The following is a 14,955-nucleotide window of genomic DNA, read 5'->3' on the forward strand; positions in this document are numbered from 1 at the left end:
CACAAGCAAGGGGGACTAGATGACCACCACACCACAAACAGCCGCCCATGAAAAAGCCCGTGCATTTAGCACAGGCTTAGACATGATAAGTCGATTTGATGCAGCCACACGGCAAGGGCTAGCAGATGACAATACGCTACTAAACTTATATAGCCTATGTGAGCAGTTAGGCATACAAGATAAGCTATTGCACCTTGATAGTGATATTACCATAACCACAGGTTTTGATACAGGATTGAGAGCGCCTACCGCTGGCACGATAGGGCTAGTATTGAGCAGTAACCAAGACGAACCCGTCACCCTTGCCAGTGTCACGCCTAATGGCAGTACAAAGCCGTTAATTATCGACCGCATGCAGCCATCTGCCTTAATCATTGGCACGTTAAGCCATGATCGTGAGCTAATCGCGGTTGATAACTTAGATGACGCGGTAATGCTTGCTCAATGCTTAATAAATGACAATGTTACGATACTGGCAAGCCTTGATAGTCTGCTATTCAATAGCACGGTACAGCATTTTGCCGAAGTTTACCCCGTAACTATTTTTACTACCATAGATAAAAAAGACAAGGTATGTAAGCCGCTGGCAGGTCATAACGTCAAAGCGGTTATTACTGTTTTTGATGTGCTGCTACAGTTAGATAATCATTCTACTTATGCCAATATTCTAGCCGATGACGATACAACCATACTCGATCTACAGGCTGAAATATGGGGCGAACCTGAACCCTTAGCCAATGATCCAAGCAAGCCGACACCATACCCCATAGATGCGTTTAAGGGGCTGCTAAAGAATGTTGTTCAAGCAGTAGCGTATTACTCACAAGTACCTGATGCAATGGCAGGGCAATGCGTTTTAGGCGCACTGGCACACATGGGGCAGCGGTTTATTGATGCACCGATGGGGCACGGTCACATGCCAACCAGTCTAATGCTAATCACAGAGGGGGAAAGCGGTAGCGGTAAAACGCAAGCAATGGGCTTAACTCACTTTAAAATCAAAGAATATGAACGCCAGCAATACGGCAACTACCTAGACGATCTAGCAGCATGGGACAGCGAAAAAGCAGGGTTAAAAGGTAAAGAGTTAGCCCAGTTTTTAGAGGACAACCCAAAGCCCCAAAACCCTAAGACCTTGTTTGATGATGCGACTATTGAGCCGATACTCGATAGGTTTATCAGTGGTGAGATGAATAACGCATCATGGACAACAGACGAAGCAGGGCAATTTTTTAACGGTCACACCATGACAGGTGACACCGCTGGCAGCGCCTTATCAGCACTCACAAAGCTATGGAGTGATGGCGAGGTATCGCGGTTACGTTCGCAAAAGTCTGCCTATGCCACACCGCAAACAGACGCGCATGGCGTACGCATGACGCTATTACTACAGGGGCAACGAGTAGTATTAGAACAGGCATTGACCGACCCACTGATGAATGGACAAGGATTTTTAGCCCGTGCCTTGATTGCTTGCCCCCCTGACTTGCGCGGTCATAGAGTATGGGATAATCCACAGCGTAGGAATGATAGCCCCTATGATAATCCTGATCTAATTGCCTACTGGTCACGCTGTCATGCCTTACTTGACCCATTACCAGCTAAAGAGCCAGTAAGTAGCACAGGCACACCCCAGCGCATCAAAATGCAATGGGCAGAGGGTGCAGAACAAGTATTTTGCAGTCACATGCAGGGTATAGAGAACCGCCAAGCCAACGGGCAGACATTGGAATATTTAAAAGCGTACGCCTCACGTATGGCAGAAAATGCCAGCCGCATAGCGTCATTAATGGCGTTCTTTGATGAACGTAAGATAATAACCATTGATGACATTACACGCGCTTTTATGTTGGTTGAGTATTCCACAGCCGAACGCTTGCGCTATCTTGATGCAACGCCCACAGGTGAACAGAACGACAGTGAGAAGTTAAGCAGCTGGCTAGTGGATAAAGCAAGGGGTAAAAATCCGCCTATGTTAAATCGTACTGATGCTTACAATGGTGCACCTAAGCCAATGCGTAAAAATAATAAGACATTGCAAAATGAATTAGATAATTTAGAAAGTATGGGGCACATAAGACAGATGCAGGAGGGTAAAAAGAAAGTGATTTATAGTCAAGACCATATAAAAGTGTTATAAACTAATTATCAAACCCAATTGTTATTATAAAGACCATGACTTACTCACTAGATTTCCGTATGCAAGTTCTTAAAAGCTTAGACGAGGGTATGACCTTTGCCGAGGCAGCTAAATTCTATAACCTCAGCCCAACCACCATACAAAACTGGAAGCGGCGTGTTCATAGCAAAACAACCAGACAAACCAAACCCACTAAAATACCAGATGACGTGCTACTTAATGATGTCAAAGAACATCCCGATGATTACCAGTATGAGCGAGCGCGTCGTCTGAACTGTAGCAAAACAGGCATTTATCATGCTCTAAAGCGTCTTGGCATCAGTCAAAAAAAAGACCTTAGAACATCCAAAAGCTTGTCCGATCAAAAGAGCGGCGTATCAGGGAAAGCTTGATCGCTTTACGCAGCAAGGCTATCCCATCGTCTATATGGATGAAAGCGGCTTTGAGCACGAGACCATCCGCTCTCATGGTTACGCGCCTATTGGTAAGCCATGTATCGATAGCTACAACTGGCAAGGTAAAAAGCGAACCAACGTTATCGGCGCTCTGTATAACAAAATGCTGTTTGCACTGGATTACTTTAATCTCAACATTAACAGCAGCATATTCTACAACTGGTGCAAACACACGCTAATCCCAAGTCTTAAAACCAAATGCGTGATTGTGATGGATAATGCTCGATTTCACAAAAACAAACGCGTTCAAAAGCTACTCAACAGGCATGGTCATCGTATACTATGGCTGCCACCTTATAGCCCTGATTTGAACCCTATCGAGAAAAAATGGGCTCAGGTGAAGTTTCTACGCCAAGGCTGGATGGAGAATGATTTATCTAAATTGTTTTATGATATTTGTTCAAGGCATAACAATTTTATTTTGAACTGACTATATATTAACCCTAAGTTATTTATATAAGCGTGTGTACCTGAAAACGTGCCTTTTTTGCCTAAACAGCCCTTAGCCCATACAGCTAGGGGCTTTTACTTAGAAAAGGCATTTGCCTAACCGTGCCTTTTTTGCCTAAATCATACTAAAAATACGCCTATTTAGGCACAATAAAGGCAATTTAGGCACGCTTAGGACGGGGGCATTACTAGCTTAATGCTATACGTGGCAATGCTTACAAGCTAATTAGGCAGTTTAGGCACGTTTTCTTAGGTATAAAGTGATATTGGCAGCCGTTCGCGTCTGCCTTTTTTGTTTTGCCTACATTCCTATATGTGCCACATACAATCGTAACTTGTTATCTATTATCCAAAAGTTTACAATCAATTATAAGTATTCTTATAATTTATCCCTATGATTGATATTAACCAAACCGAACAATTTAGACGCTGGTTGCACAAGCTCAAAGACCCGTTAGGCAAAGTAGGCATACTGGCACGTATCAAGCGAGCGCAAGGCGGCAATTTTGGTGACCATAAGCCATTAGCCAATACAAACGGTATCTATGAGATGCGAATATTCAAAGGCAATGGTTACCGTGTCTATTATGCCCAGCAAGGCGATACCCTCTATCTATTATTGATAGGAGGCAGCAAGGACAGCCAAGCAAGCGACATTGATAAGGCTTGCACCCTATGGCAACAAGTAAAGAATGAAACACAGGAGCACCCCCAATGACCGATATTAAGATCAGCCGTTTTGACGTAGCAGAGTACCTAACAGATGAAACCCTTATCAATGCTTACTTGAATGAAGCGTTGAGCGATGGCGCACCTAGTGACTTTATCCAAGCATTAAACGATGTTGCACGCGCAAAGGGCATGAACGAGCTAGCAGAAAAGACAGGCATAAGACGTGAAAGTCTTTATAAAACACTACAGTCCGAAAAGCCCCGTTTTGACACCATGCTAAAAATCATTGATGGCATGGGCTTACAAGTCACCCTGACCCCTAAAGCCGAACCTTTTTTAGAGGCTTAACTGTTTAGTGGTTATTATTCTAAGAGGTAGGCGTTTATCGTCTGCCTTTTTTATGGGCTGCAAAAAACCTTATGGAAACCTTAGGTTAGGCGCTCAATATTCACGGGCTGCATGTTGTCATTTGTTGACATTGAAACCAGTTTGAGCACTGGCAGCATGTTAATAAATGTTAAGGTTTAAAAGCATAATTACCTTTACTTAGCGATACGGATTGCATAACCCCCAATGGGGTAAGCGTTAGCCCAAAGCATGACCATCATTAGCCTATAGCTTAGAGATGCCACCAAAACCGCATAGAGCCGTCAAAGTAAAATAGATAAGTCCATTTTTGGACGCATTAAGCATGATTTAGGTTTACCAGTGTTTACGGATTGCCAAAAAGCGAATGAGCCGAAAACGTTTACCAATCATGGGCTATAAGGTATTTTTAGGGGTAAATTATAGTAGGGCTGTATCGGATTATAGATAAATCCTATTTTGGTTATATCGCATATCAAAGGGTAATTTCTTAACAAGTACGAGCAGGAGAACAACGGCTATTTTACGGCTAGTTTTCGGACACGTTAGAACCCAGCAAAACCCAATAAAACCACTGCCCAAAGCTGGGCGTTAAGAACTTCACACCTCAACATGAGGTCAAACCCCAAGATTACCCCAAGACTAGAACCTGTTAAAACCTGTTATTCAGCACAGCCGCCAACTTGTCAAAACTTGACATTCAAAACCGACCAGCACCGCGCCAGCATGTTAGTAAATGTTAGTTTAAATGCTTGCCGTAGTAAGCCAACAAAGTATAAAAAAGCATATTGATGTTTATAAATGTTTATTGAGAAATGCTTTTTGTTATACCACATGATACGAGAACGCAAAACACGAATGGCAGACAGAACAGCCCCACGCCTTGCCATTGATAGCCTACAGCCTTACAACACCATCAAAACAGCATAGAGCCGTCAAACAAGAACAGCATAGCGGTAAACTACTACTTTTCACTACATTGGCAGACAGTAGCGACTTAACAAAACTTAAGGTTAGGACGGTCCTTTTACGGTCCGTATTGGTGATACATCAAATGTGAATTACCCAATGCCAAAACCTGATAAAACCTTATATTCAAAACCAAATTACAGGGGTTTTCATACACTATAAAAAAGGGATTTTCGGACATCGTAGAGGGTAGTTTTTGGAGTCCATAAAAAGGGACTGTTTTCGGACTGTTATAAATCAACGGGGATAGGTTTTTGGACATCGTAGAAGCAGTATCTTTACACTATAAAAAGGACTTTTCGGACATCTTAAGCAGCGGCTAAAAATGAATTGTTGGACACGTTAGGGGGTAGTTAATGGAACAGTACGCGCACGGGGCACATTTTGCCCATGATGGGTAGTTTCAAGACAAGTATCGTGAGGCAGCATAAGGGACTTTCTGCACAGGTATCGCGAGGCAGGTAAAACAATGTATCGAAAATGATCCCATGAAAGGCTAGTTTCTTAACAAGTATGCGAGCAGATGCAATAAAACGCATTAAAAACGCACGCATTTAAGTGCCATTATTGAGCGCATGCATTGATTAGCAAAACAACCCCATGTAAACAAAGTGCAAGATCATCATAGTATTGATTAAGTAATAATTGGATAACCGAATATATAGAATGAACCTAAGAGTAAATAACCCATTGGTTAATACTAAAAAATACTAATTATAGAAATGTCTGCATGTTGAGAAATGTTGAAACGGTAAACAGTGAATAATTACAAAATAATTTTTGATTGATAGGTTATGCACTAAATAACAGCAAAATAAAAAACGATTGTTGGTATTATGGTTGGTATTGTCTTATTTTTAATTTTAAATAGCTATATTAATCAACAGTTTACTAATATAGTTTAGTTTCCGCCATCTCCACCAAATATTTTAAAGAAAGTCAGTCACTTAGGTAGCTGGCTTTTTTTTATGACATGATTTTGAAATGATTGGCTGACAGACGACCGTTTCCTTGGTTTTGTCTTGCATGGCCTGCGTGCCAAGTAGGTCGTAGTGCGCGAGGTGATAAATCAGCTTGGTACTTTGTTACAGCGGCGGCCAAAAAACCAAAGGGAATGTGTAAAAATAAGCCAACACGGTTACGCATACCAAGCTACCGACTTTTTGATACCCATGCCTGTTATTGAGGGAGCAGGGCGATCTGTTTGACCCCTGCCGTCAAATCCGTAGACATAAACTTGGGAGATTTTAATTACGCAGCCTGACGATAATAATCAAACCACACCTGTCTTGGCGATTTATAGCCCAAACCCTTTTGAATCCTCGTCTGATTGTAGTACAGCTCGATATAACTGATAATATCATTGATGGCTGTGAACCTTGTTTTATAGTCTTGATGATATACCAGCTCGTTCTTTAAAGTGCCCCAGAAGCTCTCTATTGGAGCATTGTCGAAACAATTGCCTTTAGCGCTCATTGAGCCTGTAAACTGATTCTGCTTGATGATCTTGTGATAGGCATGGCTGCAATACTGGCTGCCTCTGTCAGAATGGACTATTAGCCCTTTGGCAGGTCGTTTGTTCTTGATTGCCATGTTCAGTGCATTGCAAACTAAATCTGAGGTCATGCGCTTATTAATGGCGTAACCGACCAGCTCTTTGGTGTATAAGTCTTTAACGCCTGCTAAGTACAGCCAGCCCTCATGTGACCAGATATAAGTAATATCGCTTACCCATGCTTGGTTAGGGCGATTGGCATCAAACTGCTGATGCAGCACATTCGGATAGACCAGCTTGTTGTGATTAGAGTCGGTGGTGACTTTAAAGCGCTTATGACGACGACATTTGATATCATGTTCCTCTTTAATGCTTCTAACCATGTATAAGCTAATATCATGGCCTTGCTTAGATGAGCATACAGTCGATCTACGCCATAACGTTCTTTCGTTTCATTGTGAGCGGCTTTAACCAGTAATTCAGACTGGTTGCGATGTATCTGTTGCTCGCTGATGTCACGATTTATCCAGTCATAATAGCTTGAGGGTTTGACCTTTAGTACGCGGCACATGCTACTAATGCTAAAGACTTGCTGGTTGTCTTTGATAAAGGCGTACTTTACTAGCTGTCACTGCGGGCATAGCCCTTCGCCTTGCGTCACTAAAACAGTCTCCCAGACTGTTTCTTAACGTTCCTCATTGACGAAGTACGCCGTGGCCAACTCGAGCATAGCTCTCCCCTTGCGTCGGGGCGAAGCAGTGCTTCGATTTATCCCTCCTCATTTAGTATTTCGCGCTCCTCTTCGGCAACTTTAAGTTGTCGCTTGAGCTGCTTTATTTCTTGAAGAGCCGTCATAAGATCAGGATCTTATTGAGCTGTTTCTACAAGTTTGCCTTGATTAGCTTTGTTGTTCCAGTTCGATAAGGTTTGCATGGCGATACCAAGCTGCTTTGCGGTCGCTGAAATATTGCCGTTGTTGTCTGACATCTTCTTGACGGCTTCGGCTTTGAATTCTTCACTATAAGTTCTAATTTTCTTGACCATGATAAACTCCGATTAATACGCTTAGTTTACCAAGTTTATCTCTACGGTTTATTCAGCATAGCTCAGTTACCTCTTGGCGTAATAACTGGGAGGGCTTAACGGTGTTCTTTGGCTACCCTAAAGACATCAGAAAAGTGATTTATACCACCAATGCGATAGAGTCGCTAAACAGCGTAATTCGGACAGCGGTGAATAAGCGTAAAGTATTCCCCTCTGATCAAGCAGCATTCAAAGTGGTGTACTTAGCCACCCAGCAGGCATCTTCGAGGTGGTCGATGCCGAGTCAACACTGGACGTCTGCTTTGAGTCGCTTTATGATTATGTTTGATAATCGTATTAGTAAGCATTTAATCTAAATGGCAATTACACAGAATCTGGGATAGGCTCAACCGTTCATCTATCTAAAATTGCTGTTCATCGGAACATGATTGCTTAAGTGTAGTGTTTACGTAATATAGGGCGTGTTGAACATCCATAATTTGAGCCAGATATAAGCACAAGCAAGAGCGACCATATTTTCATAACTCTGCTCGAGCTTATCAAATCTGATGGCAACCGCCCTATACTGTTTTAGCTTAGCGAAAGCGTTTTCTACTAGATGCCTGGCTTTATACAAGTCCCAGTCCATATGGTCGTTAGAAGACTTGGTGTTTTATTTTCGAGGGATGTTATCATGCGTCCCTGCTTGTTCAATATGGGCTCGTAGTGCATCAGAATCATAGCCTTTATCGGCACATAAAACCTCTGTATCACTCAAATCAACCTTGTCTACTAAATCAGGTGCGACTTTAACATCGTGGGTTGTACCATCTGACAAGATAAAAGTAATCGGATTGCCATGAGCATCTACTGCTAAGTGAATCTTGGTCGCGCCAAGGACAGCCAACACGCATGCGATAAAGCACGCCTTCAACCGTTTGTCTAAGATTTCCTTTGTCATAGATATTAAGTTCTAGTAATATAGGTTTCAGTCTTGTCCAGTGTTCATCTTTGAGCATGGTGCGAGGCATAGCGAACGATATCTTTTTTGTGTGAGAACTTAAAGATTAACCGTTCGCTATTTTTTTTTGCCATCAATTTATACCCAATGTTCAACACGCCCTAAGCAATATTAAAATATGTCCACACTATTTCTTCCATCGAAACATATATAAATTTTAAATAATTGGAGTATCATTATGCAATTCAAAGAAAACCTATTGGCTGCTACTTTATTTGCTATTGCTAGTTTGACTGCTGTTTCTGCAAATGCTGCAGATGTTAGTAAACAATTTGATGTTAAAATTGAAATCACGTCTGTGTGTACTGTAAATGCTACTATAGGTACCAATGATGTTAATTTTGGTCAAGTTGTTGCGGGTACTGCGGCGACAGCTCAGGCAGCCACCCCGCTTACCGTAAGCTGTTCTAAGGACACACCTTATATCGTCAACTTAACGCCATCAAATGCTAACGTAAACGGTTTAGGGGAAATGAAAGGCCTAGGAGTCGGAACTACGTTGATCCCTTATCAACTTAGAAAAGCTGAAGGTGAGTCCGCAGAAGAGTGGGGTAGTCAGGGAACTCTAACTACAGAAGGTAATGGTATAGCTGGCACTGGACTAGGTGTAAATAGTCCCATTACTCACACTGTATATGCAACGGCTACTGCTGCTGCCACAGACGTTGCACCTGGCATCTATAAAGACACCGTAACTGTAAAAGTAACTTACTAATAATAATGTTAAGACTCTTGCTAAGCCGCATGGCGATACGTGGTATTTTTTCTGGTTTGCTTCTGTCTAGTAGTGTGGCAATGGCGAGCGGCCTTCAGGTCTCTCCCATTTCCCTCAGCTTACAAGCCAAACAAAATGCTAGTGGACTGACCCTGAGTAATACTGGTGACAATGCGGTACATGCGCAAGTGCGTGTGTACCAATGGTCTCAGGACGAAAAGGGCGATCAGCTCACCACATCACGAGGCTTATTGGCAAGTCCGCCAATGATTGAATTGCAGCCGGGTGAAAAACAGCTCATTCGGATTATCCGCGCATCCGCTCCGCCAAGCGGCGTCGGAGCTGTGGAAAGCAGCTATCGACTATCGATTGATGAACTGCCTATCAAATCTGCCGAACAAAAAAGTGGCCTACAATTTGCGCTGAGCTACTCGCTGCCTGTGTTTGTAAATCCGGTTGGGATTACTAAAACCACTCCAAGATTGCAATGGAATTATAGTCTACAACCAGACGGGAAGCAGATAAACTTAAGAGTTAGCAATAGTGGGAATGGTCATGCCCAGTTGGCTGATTTGAGCATTATAGATGATGCTGGCGATAGTATTGACTTACATCAAGGATTGCTGGGTTATGTTTTACCAGGCGCCACCATGAACTGGACACTGAAAACACTGCCATCTTCAATGAAGACAAGTGGTAAATTCAAGGTGATGATTAATGGAACTCAGACTACGCAAGATGTCACGTTGGACAATTCCACTCGTTAAAGTACTTGTACTACAGAGTATAACCGTCTCATTGAGCCATGCTGTCACCTTTAACGACACTAGGTCTACCACCGCACCTGCTACGAAAACCATAGCTAACTCTTCTGATGCTAGAGCTACCCAACTCAACCTCGATGAAGGTGCAAGTAGGGCACAAGGCTTAGATTTATATTTAGACGTTACCCTCAACGGAGCTAACGTTGGTTTAGCTCACTTTGATTATCGTGATGGCGAATTATGGGCAAGTATTGCAGTATTGCAGCAGCTCGGTTTTATAGTGCCGCCAGGTACTACAGACCCAGTACTACTAAATAGTTTCGCTAATATCAAAGTAGACTATAACGCCCGCATGCAGTCGGTGAATATTGTAGCCCCTTTAAGCATCCTTAATCTAAACACTACGGTGTTAAATACCCTCGATAACCGTCGCACTCAAGCCAGCTCTTCGCCTGGGGTATTATTGAATTATGATCTCTATGGCTCACAAACAGAGAATAGTTCAACCAATCTAAGCGCTTATACTGAGGTACGCGCCTTCAACTCCCGTGGTGTCTTGAGCTCCACTGCACTGACGACAGGTAACCGTTTTTCTAATAGCAGTGCTAATAATGGTGATAAAAACCGAGACTGGGATAGTCGTACAGTACGTCTAGATACCAGTTGGAGTCAGTCATTTCCTGACAAGTTAATTACGGTTCGTGCTGGTGACATACTTACAGGGGCACTGTCATGGACGCGGTCTACGCGTTTGGGTGGTCTACAGATTGGTAGCAATTTTGATTTGCAACCTTATATGACGACTACTCCATTGCCGTTATTTTTTGGTTCAGCTACTCTGCCCTCTGCAGTAGAGCTCTATGTCGATGGGTTAAAGCAATATAGCGGTGACGTGCCTGCTGGCCCTTTTGAGATAAATACAGCCCCTAGCATCAGTGGAGCAGGGAATGCTCAGCTTGTATTGACCGATGCATTAGGTCAAAGTTCCACCGTTAATTTCTCGATTTATGATACTCACCGATTATTACAGCCAGGTCTTTCTGATTGGTCAGTAGAGCTTGGTGCTGTGCGTGAAAACTATGGTATAAAGTCTTTCGATTACGGCAGCGATATCGCTGCTAGTGGCACTTGGCGTTATGGGATAAATAACCGATTCACCGCTGAGACCCATGCCGAAGTGACTAAGGATCTTGCTAATGCAGGGATTGGCGGCACATGGGTATTAGGAGGGCAAGGTGGTGTCTTGTTTGCATCATTAGCAGGCAGTGAAAGCCAAGGGAAAGGCGGATCACAATATAGCGCCAGCTACTCATGGAGTAACAATCGCTTTAATATCGGTCTCAACACCTTAGGTACCAGTGGTCATTACCGTGATGTAGCAACTCAATACGGATCAACGCCCATACGTCAAAGCAATCAATTTTCAACAGGTTATAGTACGCAATCTCTAGGTAGTTTTGGAGTAAGTTATAACGAAGTGGACTATGCTGAAGAAGATACTGCAAAATTTGCCAGCGCCTACTGGAGCAAGTATTTGGGGCAACGCCTCAGCCTAAATGCTAGCTACAACCACGACCTCAATAATTCTGCTAATAACAGTGCCACAATCGGTGCCTCATTCTCGCTAGATCGTAATATTTCGCTCAACAGCAGTCTCCAGCATACTGACAATCGTAATGATTTTGTGGCTGATGTATCACAGTCAGCTCCGAGCGTAGGTGGTATCGGATGGCGAGCACAGGCTAGGCACAGTATCGATAACGGCATAAATGATAATACTAGCAGTGGTGGATTAGCAGAACTGAATTATCTTGGGCGTTATGGTCAGGTACAAGCAGGCATCAGTAGTTACGATGGCAATCATTCTACCTTTGCTAGTGGCACAGGCTCTCTAGTTATGATGGGTGGCGGTTTATTTGCCGCACGCCAAATTAATGATGGCTTTGCCGTAGTATCCACTGATGGCGTCGCCGATGTACCTGTGTTGCTACAGAACAATGTTATTGGTACCACTAATAAGCGTGGTCTATTGCTGATATCACCGCTGAATGCTTATCAAGAGAACAAGATTGGTATTGATCCTATGGACTTACCCGCTGACCTGCGTATAGACAAAGTGGCTCTTGACGCTACACCGTCTGACCGCGCTGGTACTTTGGTGACATTCGACATTACAGAAGCGCGCTCTGCCTCTGTTATCTTAAAAGACAGCAACGATGAGTTTATACCGTTAGGCAGCCAAGCACGCTTAATCAGCAAAAAGGATACGCCAGCAGCAGTAGTTGGATTTGATGGTGAGGTTTATCTAGATACACTCGATAAGTACAACTCTCTAGAGGTGATTAAGCCCTCTGGTGAGGCATGCAAAGTCAGTTTTAATTATCAAAAATCAGGTGATGATATTCCACTTATTGGCCCGCTAATTTGTCGTAAGGTACAGTAATGAACATAAATATCTTTCAATGGCGATATAGCCCACTCTTAATGTTACTGGTGTTATGGGTACCAGCAGTTAATGCGCAGGCTGCAGTAACTGTGACATGCGAAGCAGGTATGAATACAGCACCGGGAGGTGCTGGCATCGTGAACTTTGGAACAATCAATTCAGCTAACGCCAACAATGAGAATATTAAAGGTACGCTGAACTATAGTTGTACTAACACTGGTGATACCGCGGGCTATGTGGCAGTTTGCCTAGCAGCTGATGGTGGTGAATATAATAATACCGCCGTTGATAGACGCTATATGGAAAGACCGAGAAATGGGATTTTTGACTTTAGTAGCCGACGTCGTCTTAATTTTACTATGACTTTGTCTGGAGGGCAGACTTGGGGTACTCGTAGTGCCGCTGGCTCAGAATATAATTCAGGACAACTCGCCATCGGTGCAAACTCAACCATCACAGGTAGTGAGGTTATTAATTTCTCTATGAATAGGAATAATAATAATGCTACACAAGGAGTCTATACCAATAACTTTGGCAATGGCAACCATACTGCCTTAACCTTTAGAGCCAGCGAGAACTCAGCTGGTCTAAACTGCGCAACAGGATCACAGGGGCTAGGTCGATTTCCATTTATCGTTCAAGCTGCTATTGAACCCAGCTGTACGATCACCGCTACTTCCAACGTTAACTTAGGAGCTCGATCAGCAAGTGCGACTAATATTACTGACAGTAATAGTAGTGCAATTACAGTCAATTGTACTAATGGTGGCTCTTACTATATTGGTTTAAAACCTTCTAACAATAATATAAATGGTGCTGGAGTTATGAGCGGGCTTACTACTGGCAATACTGATAAGGTGCCGTACCAATTGCGCTCTAGTGCTGGTATTGGTGGCACGATATGGGGTAATACTGCCACCTCTACTATGGTAGGGAATGGTGTGGCAGGTATTGGTACTGGATCACCCAAATCACACGAGGTATTTGTTACTGTACCGAGCGCTGATTTTAGACCAGACAACTACTCTGATACAGTTACTATTAAAGTTAACTATTGAGATAAGTATAATAATGATTGGGGGCATTTTCAAAGCTATCACTCATTCAAATAAAGCTCAGCCATGCTATCAAGCTCAGTTTTGACCGCTTTCCAATGCGGCATAACTTGCGACAGCAGTCGCCAAAACCGCTCACTGTGGTTGTGCTCTTTGATATGACACAGCTCATGCAGTATCACGTAGTCGATACAGTCTTTAGGGGCTTTCACCAAGTGTGGATTGAGGACTAAGTTGCCTTGAGCCGAGCAGCTGCCCCATTGTTTTTTCATCGATAGTATTTTGAAAGTAGGGGAGCTATTTACCCAACTAGCTTGCGGCAGTACAGAGGCAAGGCGCTCTGCAAATACTGTTTTAGCCTTGGAATGATACCAGCTATCTAACAGTGCCTTAACTTTAGTAGCTCGGTCGCTACCATCGGTATCATCAGCAGCATTGCTACTATGAGTCAAAGTCACGGTCAGCTTGCCACGAATCAGTTTTACATTAGCAGCTTGCTCAGGGTCGACAAGTACTTTGAGCACATATCTGCGACCCAAATAAAACTGAGGCTCACCACTGACATAGCGTTTTGGCAACACGTCAGTTTTTTGCTTGGCAAACTCTTGCAGGTGCTGCCATATCCAGCGCACCCGTTTTTGCACTGACTGATGTATGAACTCATCTGTCACCTGCATCGGTACACTGACCACTACACGCTGATCAGGATGCACCTTAATACGTAGCTTACGAGCTTTGTCTTTCCGTATCACTTCATAGCTGATTTTGTCTTGACCGTAGTAGAGGTGATGCAGTGTATCATTAGTTCTAGTAAGCGTACTATTGCTAGGCGCGCTATGGTTAGACACACGAGTAGCAGACACGCCATTATTGCTCACTGTCTTATGCTCTGATCGGTTTGCCATGACTAGTGACTCCGAGAGATACCATGGCGAGTGATACGGATCACTTCATCAGACAGCTTCTTGGCATTGTCGGTACCGATGGCTTTAAACAGTAGCTTTAGTAGCCCAACTTTGATGTCTTTTTCCATCTGTGACGGGTTTAAGGAGTTGACTGCTACCGCTTTATCGACAACGTCATCAATAGCGTAAGCGAAGCTAACGAGTGTGTCCTTGTCTAGGCCATTTTCTTCTAGAAGACTTGGATCAAATAAGTGCTTGAACAGTCCATAATAGGCTTGTGCATGTTTGTTATGCTTACCTGACTCATCGATAAACTCGTTTGGCACATCAGGTACTTTGCGAGCTTTAACGTCTTGCTCAAAGTCTGCGAACATCATGTACTGCTTGACTGGTGCATCAAACATGGCTTTGGCGTCCTCAATGGCTTTTTTTAGCAGTTTGGAGAAGTGCTCTTGCGCATAAGGGTCGTCAGCCAAATC

General features: G+C 43.3%; 12 protein-coding genes and 4 pseudogenes. 10 read left to right on the forward strand and 6 right to left on the reverse strand.

Translation table 11 applies throughout. The features are described from left to right. Positions 1–19 precede the first annotated feature (19 nt). The 5 genes from AADH33_RS04395 (at position 20) to AADH33_RS04415 (ending at position 4,065) form a co-directional block, all read left to right on the forward strand. The gene (locus AADH33_RS04395; RefSeq protein WP_348549685.1) at positions 20–2,140 is read left to right on the forward strand and encodes a DUF3987 domain-containing protein; all 2,121 of its coding nucleotides are present in this window, start codon (positions 20–22) and stop codon (positions 2,138–2,140) included. Between the two features lie 35 nt (positions 2,141–2,175). Continuing rightward, complete coding sequence (locus tag AADH33_RS04400) at positions 2,176–2,532, forward strand: IS630 transposase-related protein (protein WP_348549686.1); 357 nt, start codon at positions 2,176–2,178, stop codon at positions 2,530–2,532. Continuing rightward, a complete protein-coding gene (locus tag AADH33_RS04405; protein WP_348549152.1) occupies positions 2,453–3,025 on the forward strand; it encodes an IS630 family transposase in 573 nt (190 codons plus the stop codon). The genes AADH33_RS04400 and AADH33_RS04405 overlap by 80 nt, the downstream gene beginning before the upstream one ends. Positions 3,026–3,439: 414 nt before the next feature. Beyond that, positions 3,440–3,763, forward strand: coding sequence for a type II toxin-antitoxin system RelE/ParE family toxin (locus AADH33_RS04410; RefSeq protein ID WP_348549687.1), 324 nt, complete (start codon positions 3,440–3,442; stop codon positions 3,761–3,763). After that, complete coding sequence (locus AADH33_RS04415) at positions 3,760–4,065, forward strand: addiction module antidote protein (RefSeq protein ID WP_348549688.1); 306 nt, start codon at positions 3,760–3,762, stop codon at positions 4,063–4,065. Before AADH33_RS04410 ends, AADH33_RS04415 begins: the two co-directional genes overlap by 4 nt. A gap of 2,238 nt (positions 4,066–6,303) precedes the next feature. Here AADH33_RS04415 and AADH33_RS04420 read toward each other — a convergent pair. Next, a pseudogene (locus AADH33_RS04420) lies at positions 6,304–7,211 on the reverse strand (IS3 family transposase); the annotation flags it as partial. A gap of 113 nt (positions 7,212–7,324) precedes the next feature. Further along, positions 7,325–7,591, reverse strand: a pseudogene (locus tag AADH33_RS04425) (transposase); the annotation flags it as partial. 71 nt (positions 7,592–7,662) lie between these two features. Between AADH33_RS04425 and AADH33_RS04430 the strand changes: the two are divergent. Continuing rightward, positions 7,663–7,947, forward strand: a pseudogene (locus AADH33_RS04430) (transposase); the annotation flags it as partial. Between the two features lie 89 nt (positions 7,948–8,036). On the opposite strand, the pseudogene AADH33_RS04435 reads toward AADH33_RS04430, so the two are convergent. Continuing rightward, a pseudogene (locus AADH33_RS04435) lies at positions 8,037–8,480 on the reverse strand (IS5 family transposase). Then, positions 8,380–8,601, reverse strand: a complete 222-nt coding sequence (locus AADH33_RS13170) for a transposase (RefSeq protein WP_350339867.1) — start codon at positions 8,599–8,601, stop codon at positions 8,380–8,382. The pseudogene AADH33_RS04435 and the gene AADH33_RS13170 overlap by 101 nt, the downstream one beginning before the upstream one ends. Before the next feature lie 168 nt (positions 8,602–8,769). On the opposite strand from AADH33_RS13170, the gene AADH33_RS04440 reads away from it, so the two are divergent. From AADH33_RS04440 to AADH33_RS04455, 4 genes are read left to right on the forward strand one after another with little or no spacing between them, the layout of a single operon-like run. Then, a complete protein-coding gene (locus AADH33_RS04440) occupies positions 8,770–9,306 on the forward strand; it encodes a Csu type fimbrial protein (protein WP_348549689.1) in 537 nt (178 codons plus the stop codon). Between the two features lie 29 nt (positions 9,307–9,335). Further along, on the forward strand, positions 9,336–10,073 hold the full coding sequence (locus AADH33_RS04445; protein ID WP_348549690.1) for a fimbrial biogenesis chaperone: 738 nt from the start codon (positions 9,336–9,338) through the stop codon (positions 10,071–10,073). Beyond that, positions 10,024–12,513 carry a fimbria/pilus outer membrane usher protein gene (locus AADH33_RS04450; protein ID WP_348549691.1) on the forward strand — a complete coding sequence of 830 codons (2,490 nt, stop codon included), beginning with the start codon at positions 10,024–10,026 and terminating at the stop codon, positions 12,511–12,513. The genes AADH33_RS04445 and AADH33_RS04450 overlap by 50 nt, the downstream gene beginning before the upstream one ends. Next, a complete protein-coding gene (locus AADH33_RS04455) occupies positions 12,513–13,574 on the forward strand; it encodes a Csu type fimbrial protein (RefSeq protein WP_348549692.1) in 1,062 nt (353 codons plus the stop codon). Before AADH33_RS04450 ends, AADH33_RS04455 begins: the two co-directional genes overlap by 1 nt. A gap of 38 nt (positions 13,575–13,612) precedes the next feature. Here AADH33_RS04455 and AADH33_RS04460 read toward each other — a convergent pair whose 3' ends face one another. Together AADH33_RS04460 and AADH33_RS04465 are read right to left on the reverse strand one after the other, a co-directional pair. Then, a complete protein-coding gene (locus tag AADH33_RS04460; protein ID WP_348549693.1) occupies positions 13,613–14,476 on the reverse strand; it encodes a M48 family metallopeptidase in 864 nt (287 codons plus the stop codon). Positions 14,477–14,478: 2 nt separating this feature from the next. Then, positions 14,479–14,952, reverse strand: coding sequence for a hypothetical protein (locus tag AADH33_RS04465; RefSeq protein WP_348549694.1), 474 nt, complete (start codon positions 14,950–14,952; stop codon positions 14,479–14,481). Between the last annotated feature and the right edge of the window lie 3 nt (positions 14,953–14,955).

Origin of the sequence: Psychrobacter sp. KFRI-CH2-11, assembly GCF_038239325.1 — a bacterium.
In the GTDB taxonomy this organism is placed as follows: domain Bacteria; phylum Pseudomonadota; class Gammaproteobacteria; order Pseudomonadales; family Moraxellaceae; genus Psychrobacter; species Psychrobacter celer.

What these genes read in the sequence shown, in the direction of transcription:
- AADH33_RS04455 (WP_348549692.1), top strand. Translation starts at nt 12,513, where the DNA reads ATGAACATAAATATCTTTCAATGGCGATATAGCCCACTCTTAATGTTA.
- AADH33_RS04460 (WP_348549693.1), bottom strand. Translation starts at nt 14,476, where the DNA reads ATGGCAAACCGATCAGAGCATAAGACAGTGAGCAATAATGGCGTGTCT.
- AADH33_RS04450 (WP_348549691.1), top strand. Translation starts at nt 10,024, where the DNA reads ATGGAACTCAGACTACGCAAGATGTCACGTTGGACAATTCCACTCGTT.
- AADH33_RS04440 (WP_348549689.1), top strand. Translation starts at nt 8,770, where the DNA reads ATGCAATTCAAAGAAAACCTATTGGCTGCTACTTTATTTGCTATTGCT.
- AADH33_RS04445 (WP_348549690.1), top strand. Translation starts at nt 9,336, where the DNA reads ATGGCGATACGTGGTATTTTTTCTGGTTTGCTTCTGTCTAGTAGTGTG.
- AADH33_RS04400 (WP_348549686.1), top strand. Translation starts at nt 2,176, where the DNA reads ATGACTTACTCACTAGATTTCCGTATGCAAGTTCTTAAAAGCTTAGAC.
- AADH33_RS13170 (WP_350339867.1), bottom strand. Translation starts at nt 8,601, where the DNA reads ATGCCTCGCACCATGCTCAAAGATGAACACTGGACAAGACTGAAACCT.
- AADH33_RS04410 (WP_348549687.1), top strand. Translation starts at nt 3,440, where the DNA reads ATGATTGATATTAACCAAACCGAACAATTTAGACGCTGGTTGCACAAG.
- AADH33_RS04415 (WP_348549688.1), top strand. Translation starts at nt 3,760, where the DNA reads ATGACCGATATTAAGATCAGCCGTTTTGACGTAGCAGAGTACCTAACA.
- AADH33_RS04395 (WP_348549685.1), top strand. Translation starts at nt 20, where the DNA reads ATGACCACCACACCACAAACAGCCGCCCATGAAAAAGCCCGTGCATTT.